Source organism: Aeromonas sp. MR7, assembly GCF_963899385.1.
GTDB classification, from domain to species: domain Bacteria; phylum Pseudomonadota; class Gammaproteobacteria; order Enterobacterales; family Aeromonadaceae; genus Aeromonas; species Aeromonas bestiarum.
In genome coordinates this window covers 502,618-523,687 of sequence record NZ_CAWQXH010000021.1, presented here as the reverse complement: position 1 = coordinate 523,687, position 21,070 = coordinate 502,618, and the positions used below count along the sequence as shown (strand labels likewise).

The 21,070-nt window shown below is 64.1% G+C and carries 22 protein-coding genes; 21 read left to right on the top strand and 1 reads right to left on the bottom strand.

All coding sequences use genetic code 11. The features are described from left to right. From AACW87_RS14225 to AACW87_RS14160, 14 genes are all read left to right on the top strand, one after another. Nucleotides 1-588, top strand: coding sequence for a hypothetical protein (locus AACW87_RS14225; RefSeq protein ID WP_169047518.1), 588 nt, complete (start codon nucleotides 1-3; stop codon nucleotides 586-588). Continuing rightward, nucleotides 585-1,955 (top strand): AMP-binding protein, encoded by a 1,371-nt coding sequence (locus AACW87_RS14220; RefSeq protein ID WP_241325273.1) that lies wholly within the window; start codon nucleotides 585-587, stop codon nucleotides 1,953-1,955. Before AACW87_RS14225 ends, AACW87_RS14220 begins: the two co-directional genes overlap by 4 nt. Continuing rightward, a complete protein-coding gene (locus AACW87_RS14215) occupies nucleotides 1,939-2,310 on the top strand; it encodes an ApeI family dehydratase (protein ID WP_241325272.1) in 372 nt (123 codons plus the stop codon). The genes AACW87_RS14220 and AACW87_RS14215 overlap by 17 nt, the downstream gene beginning before the upstream one ends. Beyond that, nucleotides 2,307-4,010, top strand: a complete 1,704-nt coding sequence (locus AACW87_RS14210; RefSeq protein ID WP_241325270.1) for a glycosyltransferase family 2 protein — start codon at nucleotides 2,307-2,309, stop codon at nucleotides 4,008-4,010. The genes AACW87_RS14215 and AACW87_RS14210 overlap by 4 nt, the downstream gene beginning before the upstream one ends. Continuing rightward, entirely contained in the window at nucleotides 3,997-5,559 is a 1,563-nt protein-coding gene (locus AACW87_RS14205) for an HAL/PAL/TAL family ammonia-lyase (RefSeq protein WP_241325268.1), read from the top strand. Before AACW87_RS14210 ends, AACW87_RS14205 begins: the two co-directional genes overlap by 14 nt. Further along, the gene (locus AACW87_RS14200) at nucleotides 5,556-5,996 is read left to right on the top strand and encodes an acyl-CoA thioesterase (protein ID WP_241325266.1); all 441 of its coding nucleotides are present in this window, start codon (nucleotides 5,556-5,558) and stop codon (nucleotides 5,994-5,996) included. Before AACW87_RS14205 ends, AACW87_RS14200 begins: the two co-directional genes overlap by 4 nt. Further along, the gene (locus AACW87_RS14195; protein WP_156994923.1) at nucleotides 5,993-6,607 is read left to right on the top strand and encodes an outer membrane lipoprotein carrier protein LolA; all 615 of its coding nucleotides are present in this window, start codon (nucleotides 5,993-5,995) and stop codon (nucleotides 6,605-6,607) included. The genes AACW87_RS14200 and AACW87_RS14195 overlap by 4 nt, the downstream gene beginning before the upstream one ends. 50 nt (nucleotides 6,608-6,657) lie before the next feature. Further along, a complete protein-coding gene (locus AACW87_RS14190; RefSeq protein ID WP_241325265.1) occupies nucleotides 6,658-9,018 on the top strand; it encodes an MMPL family transporter in 2,361 nt (786 codons plus the stop codon). Beyond that, nucleotides 9,015-9,572, top strand: coding sequence for a DUF3261 domain-containing protein (locus tag AACW87_RS14185; protein ID WP_241325264.1), 558 nt, complete (start codon nucleotides 9,015-9,017; stop codon nucleotides 9,570-9,572). Before AACW87_RS14190 ends, AACW87_RS14185 begins: the two co-directional genes overlap by 4 nt. Continuing rightward, a complete protein-coding gene (locus AACW87_RS14180) occupies nucleotides 9,569-10,750 on the top strand; it encodes a beta-ketoacyl-[acyl-carrier-protein] synthase family protein (protein WP_241325262.1) in 1,182 nt (393 codons plus the stop codon). Before AACW87_RS14185 ends, AACW87_RS14180 begins: the two co-directional genes overlap by 4 nt. Beyond that, nucleotides 10,747-11,220 carry an ApeP family dehydratase gene (locus AACW87_RS14175; RefSeq protein WP_043140047.1) on the top strand — a complete coding sequence of 158 codons (474 nt, stop codon included), beginning with the start codon at nucleotides 10,747-10,749 and terminating at the stop codon, nucleotides 11,218-11,220. Before AACW87_RS14180 ends, AACW87_RS14175 begins: the two co-directional genes overlap by 4 nt. Then, a complete protein-coding gene (locus AACW87_RS14170; protein WP_241325261.1) occupies nucleotides 11,217-11,942 on the top strand; it encodes a 3-ketoacyl-ACP reductase FabG2 in 726 nt (241 codons plus the stop codon). Before AACW87_RS14175 ends, AACW87_RS14170 begins: the two co-directional genes overlap by 4 nt. A gap of 91 nt (nucleotides 11,943-12,033) precedes the next feature. After that, nucleotides 12,034-13,260, top strand: coding sequence for a beta-ketoacyl-ACP synthase (locus tag AACW87_RS14165; protein ID WP_241325260.1), 1,227 nt, complete (start codon nucleotides 12,034-12,036; stop codon nucleotides 13,258-13,260). 90 nt (nucleotides 13,261-13,350) lie between these two features. Then, nucleotides 13,351-13,767: a DUF2541 family protein gene (locus AACW87_RS14160; protein ID WP_277606777.1), complete on the top strand. Its 417-nt coding sequence runs from the start codon at nucleotides 13,351-13,353 to the stop codon at nucleotides 13,765-13,767. Nucleotides 13,768-13,801: 34 nt separating this feature from the next. On the opposite strand, the gene mog is transcribed toward AACW87_RS14160, so the two are convergent. Further along, nucleotides 13,802-14,332 (bottom strand): molybdopterin adenylyltransferase, encoded by a 531-nt coding sequence (gene mog / locus AACW87_RS14155; RefSeq protein WP_043140056.1) that lies wholly within the window; start codon nucleotides 14,330-14,332, stop codon nucleotides 13,802-13,804. Nucleotides 14,333-14,742: 410 nt separating this feature from the next. Between mog and AACW87_RS14150 the strand changes: the two genes are divergently transcribed. The 7 genes from AACW87_RS14150 to proX all read left to right on the top strand — a co-directional run bounded on the left by AACW87_RS14150 (nucleotide 14,743) and on the right by proX (nucleotide 21,021). Next, nucleotides 14,743-15,084 carry a DUF3135 domain-containing protein gene (locus AACW87_RS14150; protein WP_043140058.1) on the top strand — a complete coding sequence of 114 codons (342 nt, stop codon included), beginning with the start codon at nucleotides 14,743-14,745 and terminating at the stop codon, nucleotides 15,082-15,084. Between the two features lie 234 nt (nucleotides 15,085-15,318). Then, nucleotides 15,319-16,116: a threonine/serine exporter family protein gene (locus AACW87_RS14145; protein WP_052159096.1), complete on the top strand. Its 798-nt coding sequence runs from the start codon at nucleotides 15,319-15,321 to the stop codon at nucleotides 16,114-16,116. A 106-nt stretch (nucleotides 16,117-16,222) separates the two neighbouring features. After that, the gene (locus tag AACW87_RS14140; protein WP_042866694.1) at nucleotides 16,223-16,690 is read left to right on the top strand and encodes a threonine/serine exporter family protein; all 468 of its coding nucleotides are present in this window, start codon (nucleotides 16,223-16,225) and stop codon (nucleotides 16,688-16,690) included. A 24-nt stretch (nucleotides 16,691-16,714) separates the two neighbouring features. Next, nucleotides 16,715-17,209 carry a type 3 dihydrofolate reductase gene (gene folA, locus AACW87_RS14135; RefSeq protein WP_241325258.1) on the top strand — a complete coding sequence of 165 codons (495 nt, stop codon included), beginning with the start codon at nucleotides 16,715-16,717 and terminating at the stop codon, nucleotides 17,207-17,209. 475 nt (nucleotides 17,210-17,684) lie between these two features. Further along, complete coding sequence (gene proV / locus AACW87_RS14130) at nucleotides 17,685-18,881, top strand: glycine betaine/L-proline ABC transporter ATP-binding protein ProV (protein ID WP_241325257.1); 1,197 nt, start codon at nucleotides 17,685-17,687, stop codon at nucleotides 18,879-18,881. Beyond that, complete coding sequence (gene proW / locus AACW87_RS14125) at nucleotides 18,878-20,029, top strand: glycine betaine/L-proline ABC transporter permease ProW (RefSeq protein WP_043140069.1); 1,152 nt, start codon at nucleotides 18,878-18,880, stop codon at nucleotides 20,027-20,029. Before proV ends, proW begins: the two co-directional genes overlap by 4 nt. Next, nucleotides 20,026-21,021 carry a glycine betaine/L-proline ABC transporter substrate-binding protein ProX gene (gene proX, locus AACW87_RS14120; RefSeq protein ID WP_103472631.1) on the top strand — a complete coding sequence of 332 codons (996 nt, stop codon included), beginning with the start codon at nucleotides 20,026-20,028 and terminating at the stop codon, nucleotides 21,019-21,021. The genes proW and proX overlap by 4 nt, the downstream gene beginning before the upstream one ends. The last annotated feature ends 49 nt before the right edge of the window (nucleotides 21,022-21,070 follow it).

The window sequence follows — 21,070 nt, the reverse complement described above, 5'->3', positions numbered from 1 at the left end:
ATGACGCGCTGGCTCTCCTGGCTGGCCGGTGGCGCCCTGCTGCTCTACCCGCTGGCGGTTTACTGGGGGCTGACCCGTGCCGGTCAGACCCCGCTGCTGCTTGGCCTGCTGGTCATCTTCTCGCTGCGGCTGCTGCCGGGTCTGCTCAAGGGCAGGGCCCGTCTCGGCCCCTTGCCCGAGTGGCTCTGGCTGGGCCGCCTGCTGGCCTGCATCGGGCTGGGGCTGACCCTGCTGTCGGCCCTGTTCAACGCCCGTCACTGGCTGCTCTACTACCCGCTGGCGGTGAGTCTGGCGCTGCTCTGCCTGTTTGGCTGGAGCCTGACCCGCCCCATGAGTCTGGTGGAGCGGCTGGCCCGCTTGCAGGATCCCCGCCTGCCGGATGTCGCCATCGGCTACACCCGGCGGGTGACCCAGATCTGGTGCGGCTTCTTCGTGGTCAACGGTGCCCTGGCAGCCTTCACCATCTGGTACGGCGATCTGGCGCTCTGGAGCCTCTACAACGGCCTCATCAGCTACGGTTTGATGGGCGCTTTGATGGCGGGGGAGTATCTGGTACGCCGGCGACTGATGAAGAGGCTGGCCCCATGACCCTGCTGCAGACTCTCTGGCAGCGGGACGACGACCAGCTGGTGGCGTTCGGCCAAGGTGGCGAGGTGACCCTGGCCGAGCTGCGCCTGGGCGGCCTGCAACTGGCCAGTGCCATGGCCCGCCATGCTCGCCCAGGGCAGCCGCGCGCGCGCTGGGCGCTCTGTTTCGATGACAGCCTGCTGTTTGCCCAGGCCCTGCTGGCCTGCGCCCTCGGCGGTCATCAGGCCATCCTGCCGGGCCATCAACGGCTGGCCGGGCTGCTGGCGCTGCGGGATCAGTTTGACGGCCTGCTCACAGATGGCGAGCTGCCAGCCGATGGGCTCGATGTGCCCCAGCTGCGGCTGCCGCTGGCCGACGCTCATGGCGAGCTGGATGCAGAGCACGCCAGCCGGCTTCCCGAACGTCTCGATCTCACCCTGTTCAGCTCGGGCTCCACCGGCGAGCCCAAGGCGATCCCCAAAGCCTGGCCCCAGCTGGAGGCCGAGCTGCGGGTGCAGATGGCGCTCTGGGGCCAGACCCTGGCCGAGACACGGGTGCTGGCCAGCGTCAGTCACCAGCACATCTACGGCCTGCTGTTTCGCATCCTGCTGCCGCTGGCCCTGGGTCGTCCGTTCGATCGCCGCAGCATCGATTATCCGGAGCAGCTGGCGGTGCAAGCCACTCCCTGGGCGCTGATCGCTTCCCCCGCTTTTCTCAGCCGGCTCGATCCGGCCATTCCCGCCGCGGGCTGCCGCCTTATCGTCTCCTCCGGCGGGCCCCTGCAACCCGAGGATGCCCATCAGGCCCGGGCCCTGCTCGGCCAGCTGCCGGTGGAGATCTTCGGCAGCAGCGAGACTGGCGGCATCGGTTGGCGCCAGCGCCAGCAGGCGCAGACACCCTGGACCCCCTTGCCCGGGGTCGAGGTGCGGGTCGGCCCGGATCAGGGCCTGCTGCTGCGCTCCCCCTTTCTGGCAGAGGACGGCTGGCTGGACTGCGCCGATCGCATCCTGATGATGGGGGCCGGGTTCGAGCTGCTGGGACGCCAGGACAGGGTGATCAAGCTGGAGGAGAAGCGCATCTCCCTCGACGAGGTGGAGGCGCGCCTGCAAGCCCTGCCTGAGGTGGAGCAGGCCGCCGTGCTGCCTCTGCAGCAGGGCCAGCGTCAGATCCTCGGCGCCGTGCTGGTGCTGAGCGAATTGGGGGCCGCCCGCTGGGCCGAGCTGGGTCAGGGCCGCTTCCTGCTGGCCCAGCGCCAGCAGCTGCGCCCCTGGCTCGAACCGGTTGCCCTGCCGCGCAGCCTGCGCCGGGTCGAGAGCATGCCCGTCAACGCCCAGGGCAAGCGCCCCTGGCCACAACTCAAGGAGCTGTTCGATGAGCCTCTCTGCTGACACGCCGCCGATGAACTCGCTGCCGACAGTGCTGGGCTGCGAGACGCTGGCCGATGGCGTGCGCCTGCACCTGCGGCTCGATCCGGACCTGCCCTGGTTTGCGGGCCACTTTCCCGGGGCGCCCCTGCTGCCAGGGGTCACCCAGATCCACTGGGTCATGCACTATGCCGCCAGCCGACTCAACCTGAGTCTGCCGTTTCACGGGCTGGATCAGCTCAAGTTCCAGCGCCCGCTGCGGCCGGGGGCCGAGTGCAGCCTGAGCCTGCAGTGGCAGCCACAGAAGGAGCAGCTCGTTTTCAGCTATGTGCTGGGGGATGAGCCGGCGAGCAGCGGACGGGTGCGCTTCATCCCATGACGCCCTGCATCCTGATCCCCTGTTACAACCACGCAGGTCCGCTGGCCGCCGTGCTGGATCGGCTGGCCGAATATGAGCTTCCCTGCCTGCTGATCGACGATGGCAGCGAACCCGTCGCCGCAGCGGCACTGGATGCGCTGGCCGCACGCCACCCCTGGGTCACCCTGCTGCGCCATTCGCACAATCAGGGCAAGGGCGGCGCCGTGATGACGGGGCTGCGCCACGCCCATGGCCTCGGTTTCAGCCACGCCCTGCAGGTGGATGCCGATGGCCAGCACGATCTGGCAGACATTCCGGCCCTGCTGGCCGAGGCGGGCAAGCACCCGGAGGCGCTTATCTCGGGGCGGCCTGTCTATGACGATTCCGTGCCCAAGGGGCGCCTCTATGGCCGCTACATCACCCATGTCTGGGTCTGGATCGAGACGCTGTCGTTTGCCATCAAGGACAGCATGTGCGGCTTTCGGGTCTATCCGCTGGCGGCCAGCTGTGCGCTGCTCGAACGGGTGGCACTCGGCAGGCGGATGGATTTTGACACCGAGGTGATGGTGCGCCTGCACTGGGCCGGGGTGGCGGTGCGTTTCGTGCCGACCCGGGTCATCTATCCCGCCGATGGCAGCTCCCATTTCCAGCTCTGGCGCGACAACCGCGACATCTCCTGGATGCACACCCGGCTGGTGTGTCGCCTGTTGTGGGATCTGCTGCTGCGCCTGGCGAGCGGGCCCCGCCGCCTCTGGTCATGGGCGGCCCGGCTGTGGCGCGAGCGCCGGACCCACTGGTCGCGCACGCCGGAGCGCGGCTCTTTGCTCGGCATGCAGATCATGCTGGCCAGCTATCGCCTGCTGGGGCGCCGGGGCTTCTCCCTGCTGCTCTACCCCGTCATCGGCTACTTCTGGCTGACCGGCCGCACTCAGCGTCAGGCATCCCAAGCCTATCTGGCCAGGCTCGAAGCCTTTTCCCACGCTCAGGGCATACGGCTCCCCCCTGAGCCGAGATCGAGCTTTCGCCACTTCCTGCGCTTTGGCGAGGCGGCGCTCGACAAGCTGGCCGGCTGGCGCGGCGACATAGCCGAGGATCAGGTCGAGCTGGTGGGGAGGGATCACTACGAGGCGGCCATCAACAGTGGCAAGGGTTTGCTGCTGCTGGGCTCTCACCTCGGCGATCTCGAGCTGTGCCGGGCCCTTGGCAGTCGCCGGGGGGAGGTGCGCATCAATGCACTGGTCTTCACCCGCCACGCGGCCCGCTTCAACGCCCTGCTCAAGCAGATCAACCCGGATTCGCGGCTCAACCTCATCCAGGTGCAGGAGATGGGGGCCGATACCGCCATCTTGCTCAAGGAGAAGCTGGATCAGGGGGAGTGGGTGGTGATCGTCGGCGATCGCACCTCTGTGACCCGGGAGAAGCGGGTGGTCTGGGCCGATTTTCTCGATGCGCCAGCTCCCTTTCCCCTCGGTCCCTTCGCCCTGGCCAGCGTGCTGGGTTGCCCGGTTTACCTGATGTTCGGCCTCAAGGAGCAGGGGCGCTTTCGGGTGCATTTCGAGCCCTTTGCCGACAGCCTCAGCCTGCCGCGCCAGGGGCGACAACAGATACTCGCGTCCCGGGTGCAGGCCTATGCCGATCGCCTGCAGCATCACTGCCTGCGCGCCCCGCTGGACTGGTTCAACTTTTTTGATTTCTGGCAGCTGACCGATGAACAAGAGTGAGATGAAGTGCGTCACCTTCGGCGCCGAGCCGTTGACCATCGAAGATGTGGTGGCGCTGGCAGAGTGTCGTGCCCGCCCGGCATTGAACCGGGACCCCGCCTTCATGGCCCGCATCCAGCGGGGGGCCGATTTTCTCGATCGGCTGCTGGCCGAGGAGGGAGTTATCTACGGGGTGACCACAGGCTACGGGGATTCGGTGACCCGGCCGGTGCCCGCCGAGCTGGTGCCCGAGCTGCCGCTGCACCTGACCCGCTTCCACGGCTGCGGGCTGGGGGCGGATCTTGAGCTCGATGCCGGTCGCGCCGTGCTGGCGACCCGGCTCTGCTCCCTGGCGCAGGGGGTCTCCGGGGTCAGTCCGGGTTTGCTTGAGCGGCTCTGCTGGTTGCTGGAGCAGGATCTCATACCGCGTATACCACAAGAGGGTTCCGTCGGCGCCAGCGGCGATCTGACGCCGCTCTCCTACGTCGCCGCCGTGCTGGTGGGGGAGCGCGAGCTCCATCACGATGGCGCGCTGCGCCCCGCCGCCGAGGTCTATCGGGAGCTGGGGGTCACCCCCCTGACCCTGAGACCCAAGGAGGGGCTGGCGCTGATGAACGGCACTTCCGTGATGACGGCGCTGGCCTGTCTCGCCTACGCCCGCGCCGACTACCTGATGCAACTGGCGACCCGGATCACGGCGCTGGTGAGCGTCGCCATGGGGGGCAACGCCTTCCACTTCGACGAGCGGTTGTTTGCCGCCAAGCCCCACCCCGGCATGCAGGGCATAGCGGCCTGGCTGAGAGAGGATCTGGTGGCCGGCGAGCTGCCGCGCCACAGCGACCGGCTGCAGGATAGATACTCATTGCGCTGCGCCCCCCATGTCATAGGGGTGGTGGCCGACAGCCTGCCCTGGTGGCGCCAGCTCATCGAAAACGAGCTCAACAGCGCCAACGACAACCCGCTGATCGACGGCGAGGAGGAGCACGTGATGCACGGTGGCCACTTCTACGGCGGCCACATCGCCATGGCGATGGACAGCATGAAGACGGCCATCGCCAATCTGGCCGACCTGCTGGATCGCCAGCTGGCCCAGCTGGTGGACACCAAGTTCAACGGCGGCCTGCCGAGCAATCTCTCGGGGGCGCCGGCCGGGCGGCAGATGATCAACCACGGTTTCAAGGCGGTGCAGATCGGCGTCTCGGCCTGGACCGCGGAGGCGCTCAAGCAGACCATGCCCGCCAGCGTCTTCTCCCGCTCCACCGAGTGCCACAACCAGGACAAGGTGAGCATGGGCACCATAGCGGCGCGCGATGCCCTGCGGGTGCTGACCCTGACTGAGCAGGTCGGGGCCGCCTGTCTGCTGGCGGCGGTACAGGGGGTCGAGCTGCGCCTGGCCCAGCCCACGCCCTTCACCCGCCCGCTCAGCCCGGCCCTGGCCCATATGGTACAGCAGGTGCGGGCCGAGTTTGCGCCTCTGCTGGAAGACAGGGCGCTGGAGCAGGAGCTCAGGGCGTTGATCGCCCGTCTCCGCCAGCGTCACTACCCCCTCTATCAGGACTCTTCGCTATGAGCCGTATCCAGACTACGCCTGAACCCTGGCAGATCAGTGCCGAAGTGGAAGTGACCATCCCCTTCCACGACGTGGACATGATGGCGGTCGCCTGGCACGGCCACTACTTTCGCTACATAGAGCTGGCCCGCTGCGCCCTGCTCGACCTCATCGATTACAACTACCCGCAGATGGAGGCCTCCGGTTACCTCTGGCCCATCATAGACACCCGGATGAAGTACCTGGCACCGCTGCGCTTCGGCCAGCGGGTGCGGGTGCGCGCCACCCTGACCGAGTACCAGAACCGCTTGAAGATCGACTACCTGCTGAACGATGCCGCGAGCGGCACCCGCACCAGCAAGGGCTACAGCATCCAGGTGGCGGTGAGCAAGGCGAGCGGCGAGATGTGCCTGGCCTCGCCCCAGGTGCTGCTGGACAAGCTGGGGGTGAGCCAATGAGCTGTCTTCTGAACCGGCTTATGGTCGGACTGGCCCTGCTGCTGGCGTTGCCGCTGCAGGCGGCCCCCCTGAGCCGTGACCAGGTGCAGCAGTTGCTGACCCTGAGCCCGGTCAGACAGGCCCATTTCGAGCAGGAGAAGCAGGTGGCGGGGCTGAGCCAGCCGCTCAAGGCCTCCGGCGAGTTGCTGCTGGTGCGCGACCTGGGTCTCTGGTGGCAGCAGCAGAAGCCCTTTGCCCTGACCCTGACCCTGACGCCGCAACGCATGGTGCAGCAGGTGGCGGGTCAGCCCGCCACCGTCATCGACAGTCCGCAACTGCTCGAATTCAGCCAGATGCTGCTGGCGCTGTTCGGCTCGGACGAGGCGACCCTGAGCCGCTACTTCAAGATCGATTTTCAGAGCACGGAGGCGGGTTGGCAGTTGCTGCTGGTGCCGACCCTGACGCCGCTGGACAAGGTGTTTGCCAGCCTGACCCTGAGCGGGCAAGGGCAGCTGGATCAGCTCATCATCGCCGACAAGCAGGGTGACAGCACCCGCATCCGTTTCAGTGCCTGGCAGGAACGAAGCCTGCCACTGACCCCTGAGGAGCAGGCCCGCTTTGCTGCCCACTAGACCCGTATCGCGCCCTGCCACTGCCCGTGGTCTGGCCGGGAGAACCGACTTTGCTGCAATCTGAAACCGCCTGGCGCCGCTTCTCATACCTCTGGCTGCTGCTCAGCCTGCTGGCGGTGGCGCTGCTTGGCTGGCAGCTCTCCCAGAGCCGCATCAACACCAGCCTGATGGATCTGCTGCCCCACGAGGAGCGATCCACGCTGGATCCGGCCCTGCGGGGTGGCCTGCTGCGCCAGATCGACAAGCAGCTGGTCTGGATGCTGAGCCTGCCGGCGGGACAGGATGGTCGCCCCGCGGCGCAGGCGTGGGCAAAGACCCTGAAGGCCCTGCCCGAACTCGGCGCTGTGCGCGGTGCCCAGCCGGAGCTGGCTCCCGCCTGGCAAGGCTTCATCCACGACTATGCCTGGCAGCGCCTCGACGAGGGCAGCCGGGCCAGGTTGGCCGCCGGCACCGAGGCCTGGAGCCAGTGGGTGCTCGGCCAGATCTACAGCCCTTTCGGCGGTGTCTCCCGCGCCGAATGGCAGGCCGATCCCCTGCTGCTGACCCGCGCCGGTGTGCAGGGCCAGATGACGAGTACACTGCGCCTCGATCATGACTGGTTGATGAGCCAGGACGAGACGGGGCGGCAGTGGTTTCTGCTGCGAGCCGAGCTGGATCTCTCGGCTTTCGATCTCGCTCGCAACAGCGAGCTGCTGAACCGGCTCAACGAGGCGGAGCAGAGCCTCAAGGCCGAGTTTCCGGGCGTGGAGCTGCTGCGCCGTGGCACCCTCTTCTACAGCCAGCATGCCAGTGATCTGGCTCAGGCGGACATCTCCACCATAGGGCTGGGCTCCACGGTCGGGGTCTTGCTGCTGATGTGGCTGGCGTTTCGCTCGTTTCGGGCGCTCTGGATCTCCCTGCTGCCCATCGCCATCGGCCTCGTCTGGGGGGTGCTGGCCGTGTTGCTCTGGTTTGGCGAGGTGCACATGTTCACCCTGGTGATCAGCTCCAGTCTGGTCGGCATCATAGATTACGGGATCCACTTCCTGACCGAGCGGCGCCTGCATGGGTTGCAGGAGAGCCCTCACCAGACCCGCGCCCGTTTGCTGCCAAGCCTCTCGATGGCGCTGTTCGCCACCCTGGTCGGCTATGGCCTGCTCTGGCTTGCCCCCTTCCCCGGCCTGCAGCAGATGGCGCTGTGCGCCCTAGTGGGTCTGACGGCCTCGTTTATTACCGTGCTCTGCCTGTTCCCGCTCTGGCTCGGTGCCTTGCCCCAGCGTGAGGCGCGCATCCTGGTGCCGATGGCGCTCTGGCTCACGTGGTGGCGGGAACGGCGTGTCTTGCGCTGGGGCGTGCCGCTGCTCTGCCTGGCGCTGATAGTGGCGGGATTGAGCCGGCTGGCCGTCGATGACGACATAGCTCACCTGCAACCCTTGCCCACCGAGCTGCAGGCGCAGGAGCGGCAGATCCAGCGCCTCACCGGCCAGCAGGGCGGCATGACGGGTTTTCTGGTGACGGCGGCAGATGGCGAGACGGCGTTGCAGCGTCTCGAGGCCCTTGGCCACAAGCTGGCACAGGCCAAGGCGCAGGGTCAGTTGGCGGACTTTGTGCCACTGACGCAATGGCTGCCGTCGCTGGCACGGCAGCGGGCGGATCATGCCGCCCTCACTCGCTTGCTGCCCGACGTGGTGGTGCGGCTCAATCAGGCTGGTGTGCCGGTCAAGGCCGAGCCCAGACCCTGGCAGCCATTGCTGCCGGCGCAGTGGCTGGCCAGCCCGGTCAGCGAGGGCAGTCGGCTGCTCTGGCATCAGCTGCCAGATGGTCGGGTCGCGCTCTGGCTGCCGGTCAACGGGGTGACGGATGTTGCGGCCGTGGCAGAACTGGCAGAGGGGCAGGAGGGGGTCTTCTGGCAGGATCCGCGCAACCAGTGGAGCCAGCTGTTTGCCCACTACCGCATCAAGCTGACCGAACTGCTGCTGCTGGCGATCGCCCTGGTGGGGGTGCTGCTGTGGGTCCGGTTCGGCTGGCGCAAGAGCGCGCGGATCCTGCTGGTCAGCGGCTTTTCGTTGGGGGCCGGTCTGGCCCTGCTGGCCGCCTGCGGGCAGCCGCTCACCCTGTTCGGGGTGCTGGCCATGAGCCTCATCTTCGGCATCGGCATCGACTACAGCCTCTTCTTTGCCTACTGCGGCCGGGATCTCCTGCGTCAACGCTCGACCCAGTTTGCCATCCTGCTCGCCAACCTGACCACCCAGTTGTCATTCGGTTTATTGGCGCTGAGCCACACCTCTGCCATCGCGGGCTTCGGTCTGGTGCTGAGTGGCGGTATCTTTACTGCCTTCCTGTTGTCGCCTCTGGTGCTGGATAAACAGGGATTGGACAAGCCGGTATTCAGCCCGCCAGTGCGGGATGACCGGGAGCCGGAGCCACTATGAGATCAGTGTTCGCATTATTCATCCTCCTGCTGGGGGGCTGCAGCAGCCAGCCGGCCCCCACCGCCTATCTCGACAAGAGCAGCGTCATGACGCTGCCTGCCCCCGTGCTTGCCACCCCCTTCTATCGCCAGCAGTTGCTGACGGCCACGGTGGGTGAGAGTTCCCATCAGCTGATGACTGTGCTGGAGGCTGATGGCAGTCAGTTGACCCTGGTCGGCCTGACCCCGAGCGGGGTGCGGCTGTTTCGGGTGCGTTACGATCAGCAGGGCATAGCGACCCAGCAGCTGAGCCCGCTGCTCGCTACCGGCATGCCGCCCGTGACCCAGGTGCTGGCGGACGTCATGCTCTGCTACTGGCCGCTGGCCAGCTGGCAGCCGCAGTTGCCGCCGGGCTGGACGTTGCGGGACCAAGGGCTGACGCGCCGGCTGCGTGCCCCCGATGGCGCCCTGGTTACCGAGATCGGGTACCAGGACAAGGGCGGCGTGCGGGAGCCGGTCAGCCTGCAACAGCATGTGTTTCACTACCGTCTGCAGCTGGAGACTCTGAGCCAATGAGTTGTTATATCGCGGCCTACGGCCTCATTTCGGCATTGGGGGAGGGCAGGGATGCCAGCGCCGGGGCCCTGCTGGCCTGGCAGGCAGAGGGGATTACGCCGCTCACCCGCCACAACCAGACCTTGCTGGATGGTCGGCTGACTCCGGTGGGGCGGGTCGAGGGCGCGTTGCCCGAGATACCGGCGGAGCTGGCCCCCTATGCCTCGCGCAACAACCGCCTGCTGCTGGCGGTGCTGGCCCAGATCCGCCCAGCACTGGACAAGGCGCTGGCGGAGTTTGGCCCCGCGCGGGTAGGCCTGGTGCTCGGCACCAGCACAGCCGGGATCGGCGAGGCCGAGCTGGCGATCGCCGCCGCCCGGCGGGGGGAGACGATTCCCCCGGCCTTTGATTATCGCCAGCAGGAGCTGGGCTCCCCGTCCGAATTTCTGGCCCGTTATCTCAGCCTGGAAGGGCCCGCCTACACCCTCTCCACCGCCTGCTCCTCCAGCGCCCGCGCCTTCATCAGCGGTCAGCGGATGCTGGCGGCCGGACTGGTGGACGCCGTACTGGTGGGCGGTGCCGACAGCCTGTGCGGGTTGACCCTCAACGGCTTTGACAGCCTGGAGTCCCTGAGCGGCACCCTCTGTCAACCCTTCGACAACGGCCGGCAGGGGATCAACATAGGCGAGGGGGCGGCGCTGTTTCTGCTGAGCCGCCAGCCCGCGCCGCTGGCGCTGCTGGGGGCGGGCGAGTCGTCCGATGCCTGGCATATCTCGGCTCCTCATCCGGACGGGGTGGGTGCCGAGGCGGCCATGCAGATGGCGCTGGCTCAGGCGGGTGTGACGCCGGAACAGGTGGGTTACATCAACCTGCACGGCACGGCCACCCGCCTCAATGACGCCATGGAGAGCCAGGCCGTGCATCGCCTGTTCGGCGACAAGGTGCCCTGCAGTTCCACCAAGCCGCTCACCGGCCATACCCTGGGCGCCGCCGGTGCCATCGAGGCCGCGCTCGCCTGCCTGCTGCTGGAGCGGGCCCTGCCGTTGCCGCCCCAGCGGGTGACGACACAGGACCCGGCGCTGGCGTCCATACGGCTGGTGAGTGGCGCCACTCGGCTGGCGGCGCCCCGGGTCCTCTCCAACTCCTTTGCCTTCGGTGGCAACAATGTCAGCCTGCTGTTTGGATTATCACCCTCATGAATGAGCTAGTACCGCTGCCCGCCATCGATACTCTCTTGCCCCATCAGGCCCCCATGCTGTTGCTGGACAGGCTCTGCGCCGTGGATGCGAGCCGGGTGTGCTGCGAGACCCGGGTCGGCGCCCGGCACGCCTTGCTGCTCGATGGCGAGGGTTCGTTGCCCGCCTGGGTCGGCATCGAGCTGATGGCCCAGACCATAGCAGCCTGGGCCGGCATGCAGGGGCGATTGCGCGGCGAGCCGGTGCGCATCGGCATGCTGCTCGGCACCCGCAAATACCGCTGCCAGCCCACCCGCTTTGCGGCGGGGGCCCTGCTCACCATTGAGGCCAGCTGCCTGTTGCAAGACGGCGGCATGGCCAGTTTCGATTGCCGGATCCTGCAAGATGGGCAGGAGTGCGCCACCGCGCGCCTCTCGACCTATCAGCCCGCACCCGGCGAATTATCCGATTTGTTAGCGAAGGACGTTTCATGATCTCTAGCGTATTGGTCACGGGCGCCAGCAAGGGGATAGGCCGAGCCATCGCCCTCAAGCTGGCCGCCGATGGTTTTCTCGTTGTCGTGCACTACCACGGCGACCGCGCCGGTGGCGAGGCTACCCTGGCGAGCCTGCAAGCCGCCGGGGGGCAGGGGCGCCTGATCCAGTTCGACATCGCCGATCGCCAGGGCTGCCGCGAGCGGCTGGAAGCCGACATGGCCGAACACGGCGCCTATTACGGTGTGGTCTGCAACGCCGGCATCATACGTGACGGCGCCTTCCCCGCCCTCACCGACGAGGATTGGGACGGGGTGCTGCACACCAATCTGGACGGCTTCTACAACCTGCTCAAGCCCTGCATCATGCCGATGATAGGCCTGCGCCGGGGCGGGCGCATAGTGACCATTTCCTCGGTTTCCGGCCTGATGGGCAACCGTGGCCAGGTCAACTACAGCGCCGCCAAGGCGGGCATCATGGGGGCCACCAAGGCGCTGGCGCTGGAGCTGGCCAAGCGCAAGATCACGGTGAACTGCGTGGCGCCCGGCCTCATCGACACCGGCATGGTGGATGAAGAGGTGCAGGCGGAGGCGATGAAGCTGATCCCGCTCAAGCGCATGGGACAGGCCGACGAGGTGGCCGGCCTGGTCTCCTACCTGATGTCGGACATCGCCAGCTATGTCACGCGCCAGGTCATCTCCATCAACGGGGGCATGGTATGACGCGAATACTTATAAGCGCTTGCCTGATGTCGGCTCAACATGGCGCTGTCTCTGTGGCACGCCAGCTTATCTCTGTGAATGGCGGTATGGTATGAAGCGGGTAGTAGTAACCGGCATGGCCGGGGTGACGGCGTTCGGTCAGGACTGGCCGAGCGTACGGGCAAAGTTGCAGGCGGGGCGCAATGCGGTGGTGACCATGCCAGAGTGGGCCATCTACGAGGGACTCAACACCCGGTTGGCGGCGCCCATTGCCGATTTTGTGCTGCCTGCCAGCTATCCGCGCAAGAAGACGCGAGCCATGGGGCGGGTCTCCCAGTTGGCGACCGTGGCTAGCGAGCTGGCGTTGGCGCGGGCCGGGCTTATCGACCACCCGGCGCTGACCGACGGTCGCACCGGCATCGCCTATGGCTCCTCCACCGGCAGCACGGATCCCATCCGCGCCTTCGGGGTCATGCTCAACGACAAGAGTACCGCCAGCATCACGGCCACCACCTATGTGCAGATGATGCCGCACACGGCGGCGGTCAACACCGGCCTCTTCTTCGGCCTGCGCGGGCGGGTGATCCCCACCTCCAGCGCCTGCACCTCCGGCAGCCAGGGGATTGGCTACGCCTACGAGTCCATCAAGCACGGTTATCAGACCCTGATGGTGGCCGGCGGGGCGGAGGAGCTCTGTCCGTCTGAGGCCGTGGTGTTCGATACCCTGTTTGCCACCAGCCAGATGAACGACAACCCCGAGCTGGCGCCGCGGCCGTTCGATCGGCAGCGGGACGGGCTGGTGATAGGCGAAGGGGCGGGCACCCTGGTGCTGGAGGAGCTGGAACATGCGCAGGCGCGCGGGGCCACCATCATCGCCGAGCTGGTGGGGTTTGCCACCAACTGCGATGCCGCCCATGTGACCCAGCCCCAGCAGGAGACCATGCAGCTGTGCATGGAGATGGCGCTGGCCCAGGCCGGGCTCGAGGCCGCCGACATCGGCTACATCAGCGCCCACGGCACGGCCACCGAGCGCGGCGACATAGCCGAGAGCCACGCCACCGCCGCCATCTTTGGCGACAAGACCCCCATATCGTCGCTCAAGAGCTTCTTCGGCCATACCCTGGGCGCCTGCGGTGCCATCGAGGCCTGGTTGTCGCTGGAGATGATGCAGGAGGGCTGGTTTGCCCCCACCATCAACCTGACCGAGCCGGATCCGGCCTGTGCCCCGCTGGATCATGTGGTGGGTGATGGCCGCGCGCTGGCGGTGGAGTACCTGATGTCCAACAACTTCGCCTTCGGCGGCATCAACACCTCCCTCATCTTCAAGCGCTGGTCCTGAGGCCGTGCGCCTTGCCTGCGGGCAGGGCGCCGGTACAGCTTGGGTTTAGCCTTGATGAATTAATATGCCTCCCATTTTTCGGGAGGCATAATGTCCGCTCCATCTGCTGTTTTTTCTGCTCGATCCCAGCTGCGCTGCGGCTTAAATGCGCTCGTGCTGTCCACCCTTTTATTGGCGCTGCCTGCACCTGTTATGGCCGATGATGAATTTCGGCTGGGCAGCACAATGCTGCTCGGCGTCGGCGATCATGCCGCCATTATTCCCATCATCGTCTGCCGACCGGCCAAGTCCATCATGGTCAAGGCGGGACGGGAATTGACCCTGGACAGGGTCAAGGTGTTTTACGGCAATGATCGCAGCAAGACCCTCAATTTCGACAAGGATCTGAAAGAGGATCAGGAGTCCGGCTGGAAATCCCTCGGTAGCCGGCTCTGCATCAAGCGGATCGAGGTCTATGGCAATTCGGAGGGGAGCAAGGCAGGGGTCAAGGTATACGGCCGCAAATAAGAAATGGACGGGGATCTCCCCGCCCACTCAGGGCCTATTTCTTGGGGCGAAACGGCTTGATGACGGCTTCATCGCATTCGAGATAGGGCCCTTCCATCAGATCGATGCAGTAGGGGATGGCGGGGAAGACGGCATCCAGGCACTCGCGGATGGACTTGGGCTTGCCCGGCAGGTTGACGATGAGGGAGCTGCCGCGCAGGCCTGCGGTCTGGCGCGACAAAATGGCGGTCGGCACGAACTTGAGAGATTCGGCCCGCATCAGCTCGCCAAAGCCCGGCATCATGCGATCGCACACCGCCTCCGTGGCCTCGGGGGTCACATCCCGCTTGGCCGGGCCTGTGCCGCCCGTGGTGACTATGAGGCTGCACTGTTCCTGGTCCGCCAGCCGGATCAGAGTCGCCTCGATCTGATCCTGTTCATCCGGGATCACCTGATAGACGGGTTCCCACTCTGAGGTCAAATATGCGTTCAGCGTGTCTATGATGGCCTTGCCGGAGAGGTCTTCGTAGATGCCTGCACTGGCGCGATCGCTGACGGTGACGATGCCGATTCTTGCCTTGCTCATGGTCTGCTCTTGGTTGCCTGGAATAAGTGGCAAATAAAATAACATAATCAGTGGGATATGTTAAACGAGGTCAGGGGTTGGCGAGGCTGGGGCACAAGATGGAGTGTCGAATGAAAAACAATCTTGCCGATGCCCTTTCAATAAGACATAAGGCTCCGGCATTGCCGTCCTAAAAATGTATAAACGAATGCAGTCGCCATATTGGTGATTAATTGGTTGATCCATAACGAATAAGAAAATAGGTCCCCGAACGGCGGTCATTTTTTGGCGCAGTCAGCCTCGAAAGGCCGTGGTATGGATTGAACCTGGAGGGCAATCGTCTTATATAACTCATTATACGGTTGGTTTAATCTTGTACTGATCGTTGTTGTTTGAGTATCACCATGCAGCGGCTGGCCGCGGGAGGGCATATGGAGTTGCCTGATTTTGATACCTTGAGGCGACTGGCAGTGGCGGAGCCGGAGCGGCTCGACGAGTTGCTGCGCCAGCAGATAGAGGGGTTGATCGACCGAGTCAGTCCGGAGCAGCAGCAGCGATTGCGCGGCCTGCAGTTTCGTATCGACTGTCAGCGTCAATTGGCCAAGAACAACATGGATAGCTGTATTCGTATTGCGGCCATGATGCACGACTCCTTTTATTCCATGCGCAGCGAGATGATCCAGCTTAATGCCAATCTCTATGCCGACCAGGCTCCCGTCTATAGAGAAAATAATGTGGTTTCTTTCTTCGATTATTATCGCAAGAAGAAATAAATATCCTCTTGATGGAATGGCTGAATAATATCCCGCATTATATATTTGTCATCGGGTGAGGTCCGCTTGCCGACGTTAATTTATCTGGGGTGATTTGTAATCTATTTGATGTATTTTCGTGGCGTTCGCTGTTTTATTAAAAATTGATTATTGCCGTGATCGGTGTGGATGTATGGCGCCGACAGTTAGGCTAATATGGCGATACTTTAATTTTTGCTACGACTCGAAGGGATTATGAGAAGTATCACACCAAGACGGGTGCTGTCGCGGGAGCAGCAGACAGAGATCACTCGTATCATCGTCAAGGTGGGCCAGATGCTGGCCCAGTTCGGGGCCGAGAGTCGCATCATAGAGCAGACCACGGTCCGGCTCGGCATGGCGCTGGGGCTGGAGAGCGTCGAGATGGCCATCTCCTCCAGCGCCATAGTGCTCACCAGCCTCTATCAGGGCAGTTGCGTCACCACCACCCGCCGGGTGCGGGAGCACGGCATCAACATGCAGGTGGTGTGCGAGATCCAGCGTATCTGCATCATGGCGGAGAAGGAGCTGATCGGTGCGCGCGAGGTGCGTCAGCGGCTCGACGGCATAGTGCCGTTTCATTACCACCCCTGGCTGGTGGTGCCCATGGTGGGGCTCTCCTGCGGCGCCTTCAGCCTGCTGTTTGGCGGCGACTGGCCCATCTTCCTGGTGACCTGCCTCTCTTCTGCCGTGGCGATGCGAGTGCGCCAGCTGATCGCCCGCCATCACCACAGCCCGCTCATCAACTTTGCCGCGACCGGCTTCATCGCCACCCTGCTCTCCTCCAGTGCCACCTTCTTCAACTGGGGCGCCCAGCCCTATCTCGCCATGGCCGCCAGCGTGCTCTTGCTGGTGCCGGGCTTCCCGCTCATCAATGCGGTCTCCGACATGGTGAAGGGTTACTTCAACATGGGGCTGGCGCGCTGGGGCACGGCAACTCTGCTGACCATCAGCGCGGCGATAGGGATTATTCTCGCCATGTCGGTCACCGGGATCTGGGGGTGGAAAGTATGATGGTTGTTGACTCGATGCTGACTCAAGAGGATCTGGCCATCAGCGCACGGATCAATACCTGCATTATTCTCGCCATGTCGGTCACCGGTATCTGGGGGTGGAAGGCATGATGGATCTTGTCTGGCTGCTGGCCAAGGATGCCTTCTGGTCCTCCATTCCGGCGGTAGGGTTTGCCATGCTGTTCAACGTGCCGCCGCGCATGTTGAAGTACTGCGCCATGGGCGGTGCCCTGGCCCACAGCCTGCGTACCCTGCTCATTCATTACGGCATGCCCATCGAGTGGGCCACCCTGGCGGCGGCGACCACGGTCGGCTTTGTCTGCGTCTACTGGTCGCGCCGATTGCTGGCGCCGCGCCCCGTGTTCAGCGTCGCCTCCATCATCCCCATGATCCCGGGCAGCTATGCGTTCAAGGCGATGATCGCCGTGGTGGAGCTCAACATCTCCGGGGTGACCATGGATCTTATCCAGAGTGCGGTGGAGAACGGCCTCAAGGCACTCTTCATCGTGGGGGCCCTCAGTTTCGGTTTGGCGATCCCCTCCCTGGTCGTGTACCGTAACCGGCCCATTATTTGACAGACGGTGTGAGAGGCTGACCCCATGAAGATTTCCATGATTGCCGCCATGGCGCACGATCGCGTGATAGGCCTGGATAACCAGATGCCCTGGCACCTGCCGGCGGATCTGGCCCACTTCAAGCGGGTGACCCTGGGCAAGCCGGTGTTGATGGGGCGCAAGACCTTCGAATCCATAGGTCGGCCGCTGCCTGGGCGGCGCAATCTGGTGATCAGCCGCAACCCAGATTACCAGGCCGACGGGGTGGAGGTGGTCGATTCGGTCGAGGCCGCGCTGGCGCTGCTGGCAAGCGCCGGGAATGTAGACGAGCTGATGGTAATAGGTGGCGGTCATCTCTATGGCCAGCTGCTGCCACGGGCCGACAGCCTCTATCTGACCCGAATCGATCTGGCGGCGGCAGGGGATACCCGTTTCCCTGCCTTCGAGGAGGACGAGTGGCATTGCGTTGAACGCGAACCCCATGAGCCCGACGAGAAGAACCCCCATCCCTACTGCTTCGAAACCTGGCAGCGGCGCTGAACCGCATTGAATAACCGTTGAAGCCGAAAAGCCCCTTGTGCTGCACAGGGGCTTTTTTCTGGCAACAAAGGGCAGGGCCTCTGACATTGCTGCGTTCAACCCCCTCCTATATCCCCTCGTTTTTTGCCTGCATATCATTCGGGCTGTAAGGATTTTTCCTGCCCTGCAGCCTGTTCGGGATCCTGCCCGGTGGCATTCCCCGATCTGCCTGATTTTCCCCTCTTATTGGCCTGTCAAAACAGAACTATGATTAGTTATCTAATCAAATAATTCATGCTGGCATGGCCCATGCTTGTCGATTTATGGCTTTTTCTTGTCAAAAATAAATCATATAAATCAATGTATTATGTTTTTATTGTTTTGTGTGGACTCTTATGGTTCTTTTGTTTTTCATGAAAATTGCTTAGTGTAGAAAGTAATTGGTTCGCGTTCGGCAGGTTAACTACCAAGATGTCGACCATGAAAAAAGGACAGTATGACAGTCAAACTCGAAGTGAAATCACTCTATAAAATCTTCGGAGAACAGCCGGAAAAGGCGTTCAAATTGCTGGCGAAAGGGCACGACCGCGCCAGCATTCTGCAGAAGACCGGGCAGACCCTGGGTGTGCATGGGGTCGATCTGGCCATCCACGAGGGAGAGATCTTCGTGGTGATGGGTTTGTCCGGTTCGGGCAAATCCACCCTGGTGCGCCTCTTCAACCGGCTGATCGAACCGACCCGTGGTCAGGTGCTGATCGACGGTGAGGACATTGCCGCCATCTCGGACAGTGAACTGCGTCAGGTGCGGCGCAAGAAGATCAGCATGGTGTTCCAATCTTTCGCCCTCATGCCTCATCTGACCGTGCTGGAAAATACCGCCTTTGGCCTGGAACTGGCCGGGGTGCCGCTTCTCGATCGCCAGGAAAGTGCCCGTCAGGCACTCAATCAGGTGGGCCTGGGCCAGTGGATGGACGCCTTCCCCGATGCTCTCTCCGGTGGCATGAAGCAGCGGGTCGGACTGGCCCGCGCGCTGGCCAATGACCCCGATATCCTGCTGATGGACGAGGCCTTCTCCGCGCTGGATCCGCTGATCCGCACCGAGATGCAGGATGAGCTGCTCAAGCTGCAGGCCAGCCATCAGCGCACCATAGTCTTCATCTCTCACGATCTGGACGAGGCGATGCGCATCGGCGATCGTATCGCCATCATGCAGGATGGTCAGGTGATCCAGGTCGGGACCCCCGACGAGATCCTGAGCCAGCCCGCCAACGACTATGTACGCGCCTTCTTTCGCGGTGTGGATCTGGCCAACGTGTTCAGTGCCCGCGATATCGTCAGTCGCAAGCAGATGCCGCTCATCAAGAAGCACACCACGGACGGGCCGGGCAACGCCCTGCGGCAGCTCAAGGATCAGGAGCGGGAGTTCGGTTACGTGGTAGATCGCAGCCGTCGCTTCCTCGGCGTCGTCTCGGTCGAGTCGCTCGGTCAGGCGGTGCAAAACAAGGGAAGCCTGGAGCAGGCCTTGCTGGCCGATATCCAGCCCATCCAGGCCGACACCTCTCTCAACGAACTCATCAGTCAGGTGGCCGCAGCGCCCTGTCAGGTGCCCGTGGTCGAGCAAGATGGCACTTACCTGGGGCTCATCTCCAAGGGCAACTTGCTGAACACCCTGGACAGGAGTACCCCGGTATGAATATCAAACCCTTTCATCGTCTGCTGACCGGCTTGCTGGCGCTGTTGTTATTGGCGAGCGCCCCCGCCCGGGCCGATGAGGCGCAGGCCGATCCCTGGGGCGCCACGGCCGCCACGACTGTGGCCACGGATCCCTGGGGCAGTACCGAAACCCAGGCCGCCGACTGGCAGAGCCAGATTGAAGCGGCGGATACTTCCGCGGCCGTCGACTGGCTGGATCCCTTCCAGCAGGCGCTGGTACCGCTGGATGTCTGGGTCGAGGGCGGCATCGGCTGGCTGGTCGAGAACCTGCGTCCCCTATTCCAGCTGATCCGGGCACCGGTAGAGGTCACCCTCAACGGCATGACCCATCTGCTGCAGACGATGCCATCCACCCTGATGATAGGGATGCTGACCCTGATCGCCTGGCAGCTGGTCAACGGTCGCATGGCGATCGGAACCCTGCTTTCTCTCGTCGGGATCGGCCTCATAGGTGCCTGGTCCGATGCCATGGTGACCCTGTCGCTGGTGCTGACCTCGCTCTTCTTCTGCATCCTGATCGGCTTGCCGGTCGGCATTCTGCTGGCCCGCAGCGAGCGGCTCTCCACCTGGACCCGGCCACTGCTGGATGCCATGCAGACCACCCCGGCCTTCGTCTATCTCATTCCCATCGTCATGCTGTTCGGCATCGGCAACGTACCGGGAGTGGTGGTGACCGTCATCTTCGCCCTGCCGCCCATGATCCGGCTGACCATGCTGGGGATCCGCCAGGTGCCTGCGGATCTGGTGGAGGCTGCCCATTCGTTTGGCGCCAGCCCCTCCCAGCTGCTGTTCAAGGTACAGCTGCCGCTCGCCATGCCCACCATCATGGCCGGGGTCAACCAGACCCTGATGCTGGCGCTCTCCATGGTGGTGATCGCCTCCATGATAGCGGTCGGTGGTCTGGGCCAGATGGTGCTGCGCGGCATAGGTCGCCTCGACATGGGGCTCGCCTCCATCGGTGGCCTCGGCATAGTGCTGCTGGCCATAGTGCTCGACCGTCTGACCCAGGCCATGGGACAGCGGGATCGCAGCCACACAGGCCGCTGGTATCAACATGGTCCCGTGGCCCTGCTGATGCGCCTGCGCGGTCGCCGTAACGTTATTGATTACAAAGGAGTAAACGCATGAGACTCATCACTAAGACCCTGAGCGCCCTGGTGCTGAACTCCCTGTTGCTGAGTTCGGTCGCCATGGCCAGCGCCGAACTGCCGGGGGAGGGGATCCGCGTTCAACCCTTGCAGAGCTCACTGCCGGAAGAGACCTTCCAGACCCTGCTGGTCAGCAAGCTGATGGACCGCCTGGGCTATGACGTCCAGGCGGTGCAGGAGGTGGATTACAACGTGGCCTATGCCTCGGTAGCGCAGGGCGATGGCACCTTCCTGGCCTTCAACTGGATCCCGTTGCAGGACAACAAGTACGAACAGGCTGGCGGCGACAAGGTGTTCTTCCGCCAGGGCACCTATGTATCGGGCGCCGCCCAGGGTTACCTCATCGACAAGAAGACCGCCACCCAGTACGGCATCACCAACCTGGGTCAGCTCAAGGATCCCAAGCTGGCGGCGCTGTTTGACGGCGATGGCGACGGCAAGGCCGATCTGGTGGGCTGCAACCCGGGCTGGGGCTGTGAAGAGGCCATCAACCATCATCTGGACGAGTTCGGCCTGACCCCGACCGTCACCCACAAGCAGGGCAACTACGCGGCCCTGATCGCCGATACCCGGGCCCGTTACCAGAGTGGCAAGCCGGTGCTCTACTACACCTGGACCCCCTACTGGCTGAGCAGTGAGCTGGTGCCGGGACGGGACGTGGTGTGGCTGGAAGTGCCCGCCGGTGCCAAGGATGCCGCCCAGACCCGCCTGCCCAACGGCAAGGATTACGGCTTTCCGGTCAACACAATGCACATAGTGGCCAACAAGGCGTTCACCGAGGCCAACCCGGCGGCGGCCAAGCTGTTCAGCATCGTCAAGCTGCCGCTGAACGACATCAACATCCAGAACGGGCTGATGAACAAGGGTCAGAACAAACCGGCGGATATTGAGCGCCACGCCGAGGCTTGGCTCAAGGGGCATGAGGCCCTGGTCAACGACTGGCTGACCCAGGCGCGCGCCGCCGTGCAGTAAGCGGATGGCGTGGCGGTGTGCAGGGCGTACTTCCCTGCGCACCTTGGCC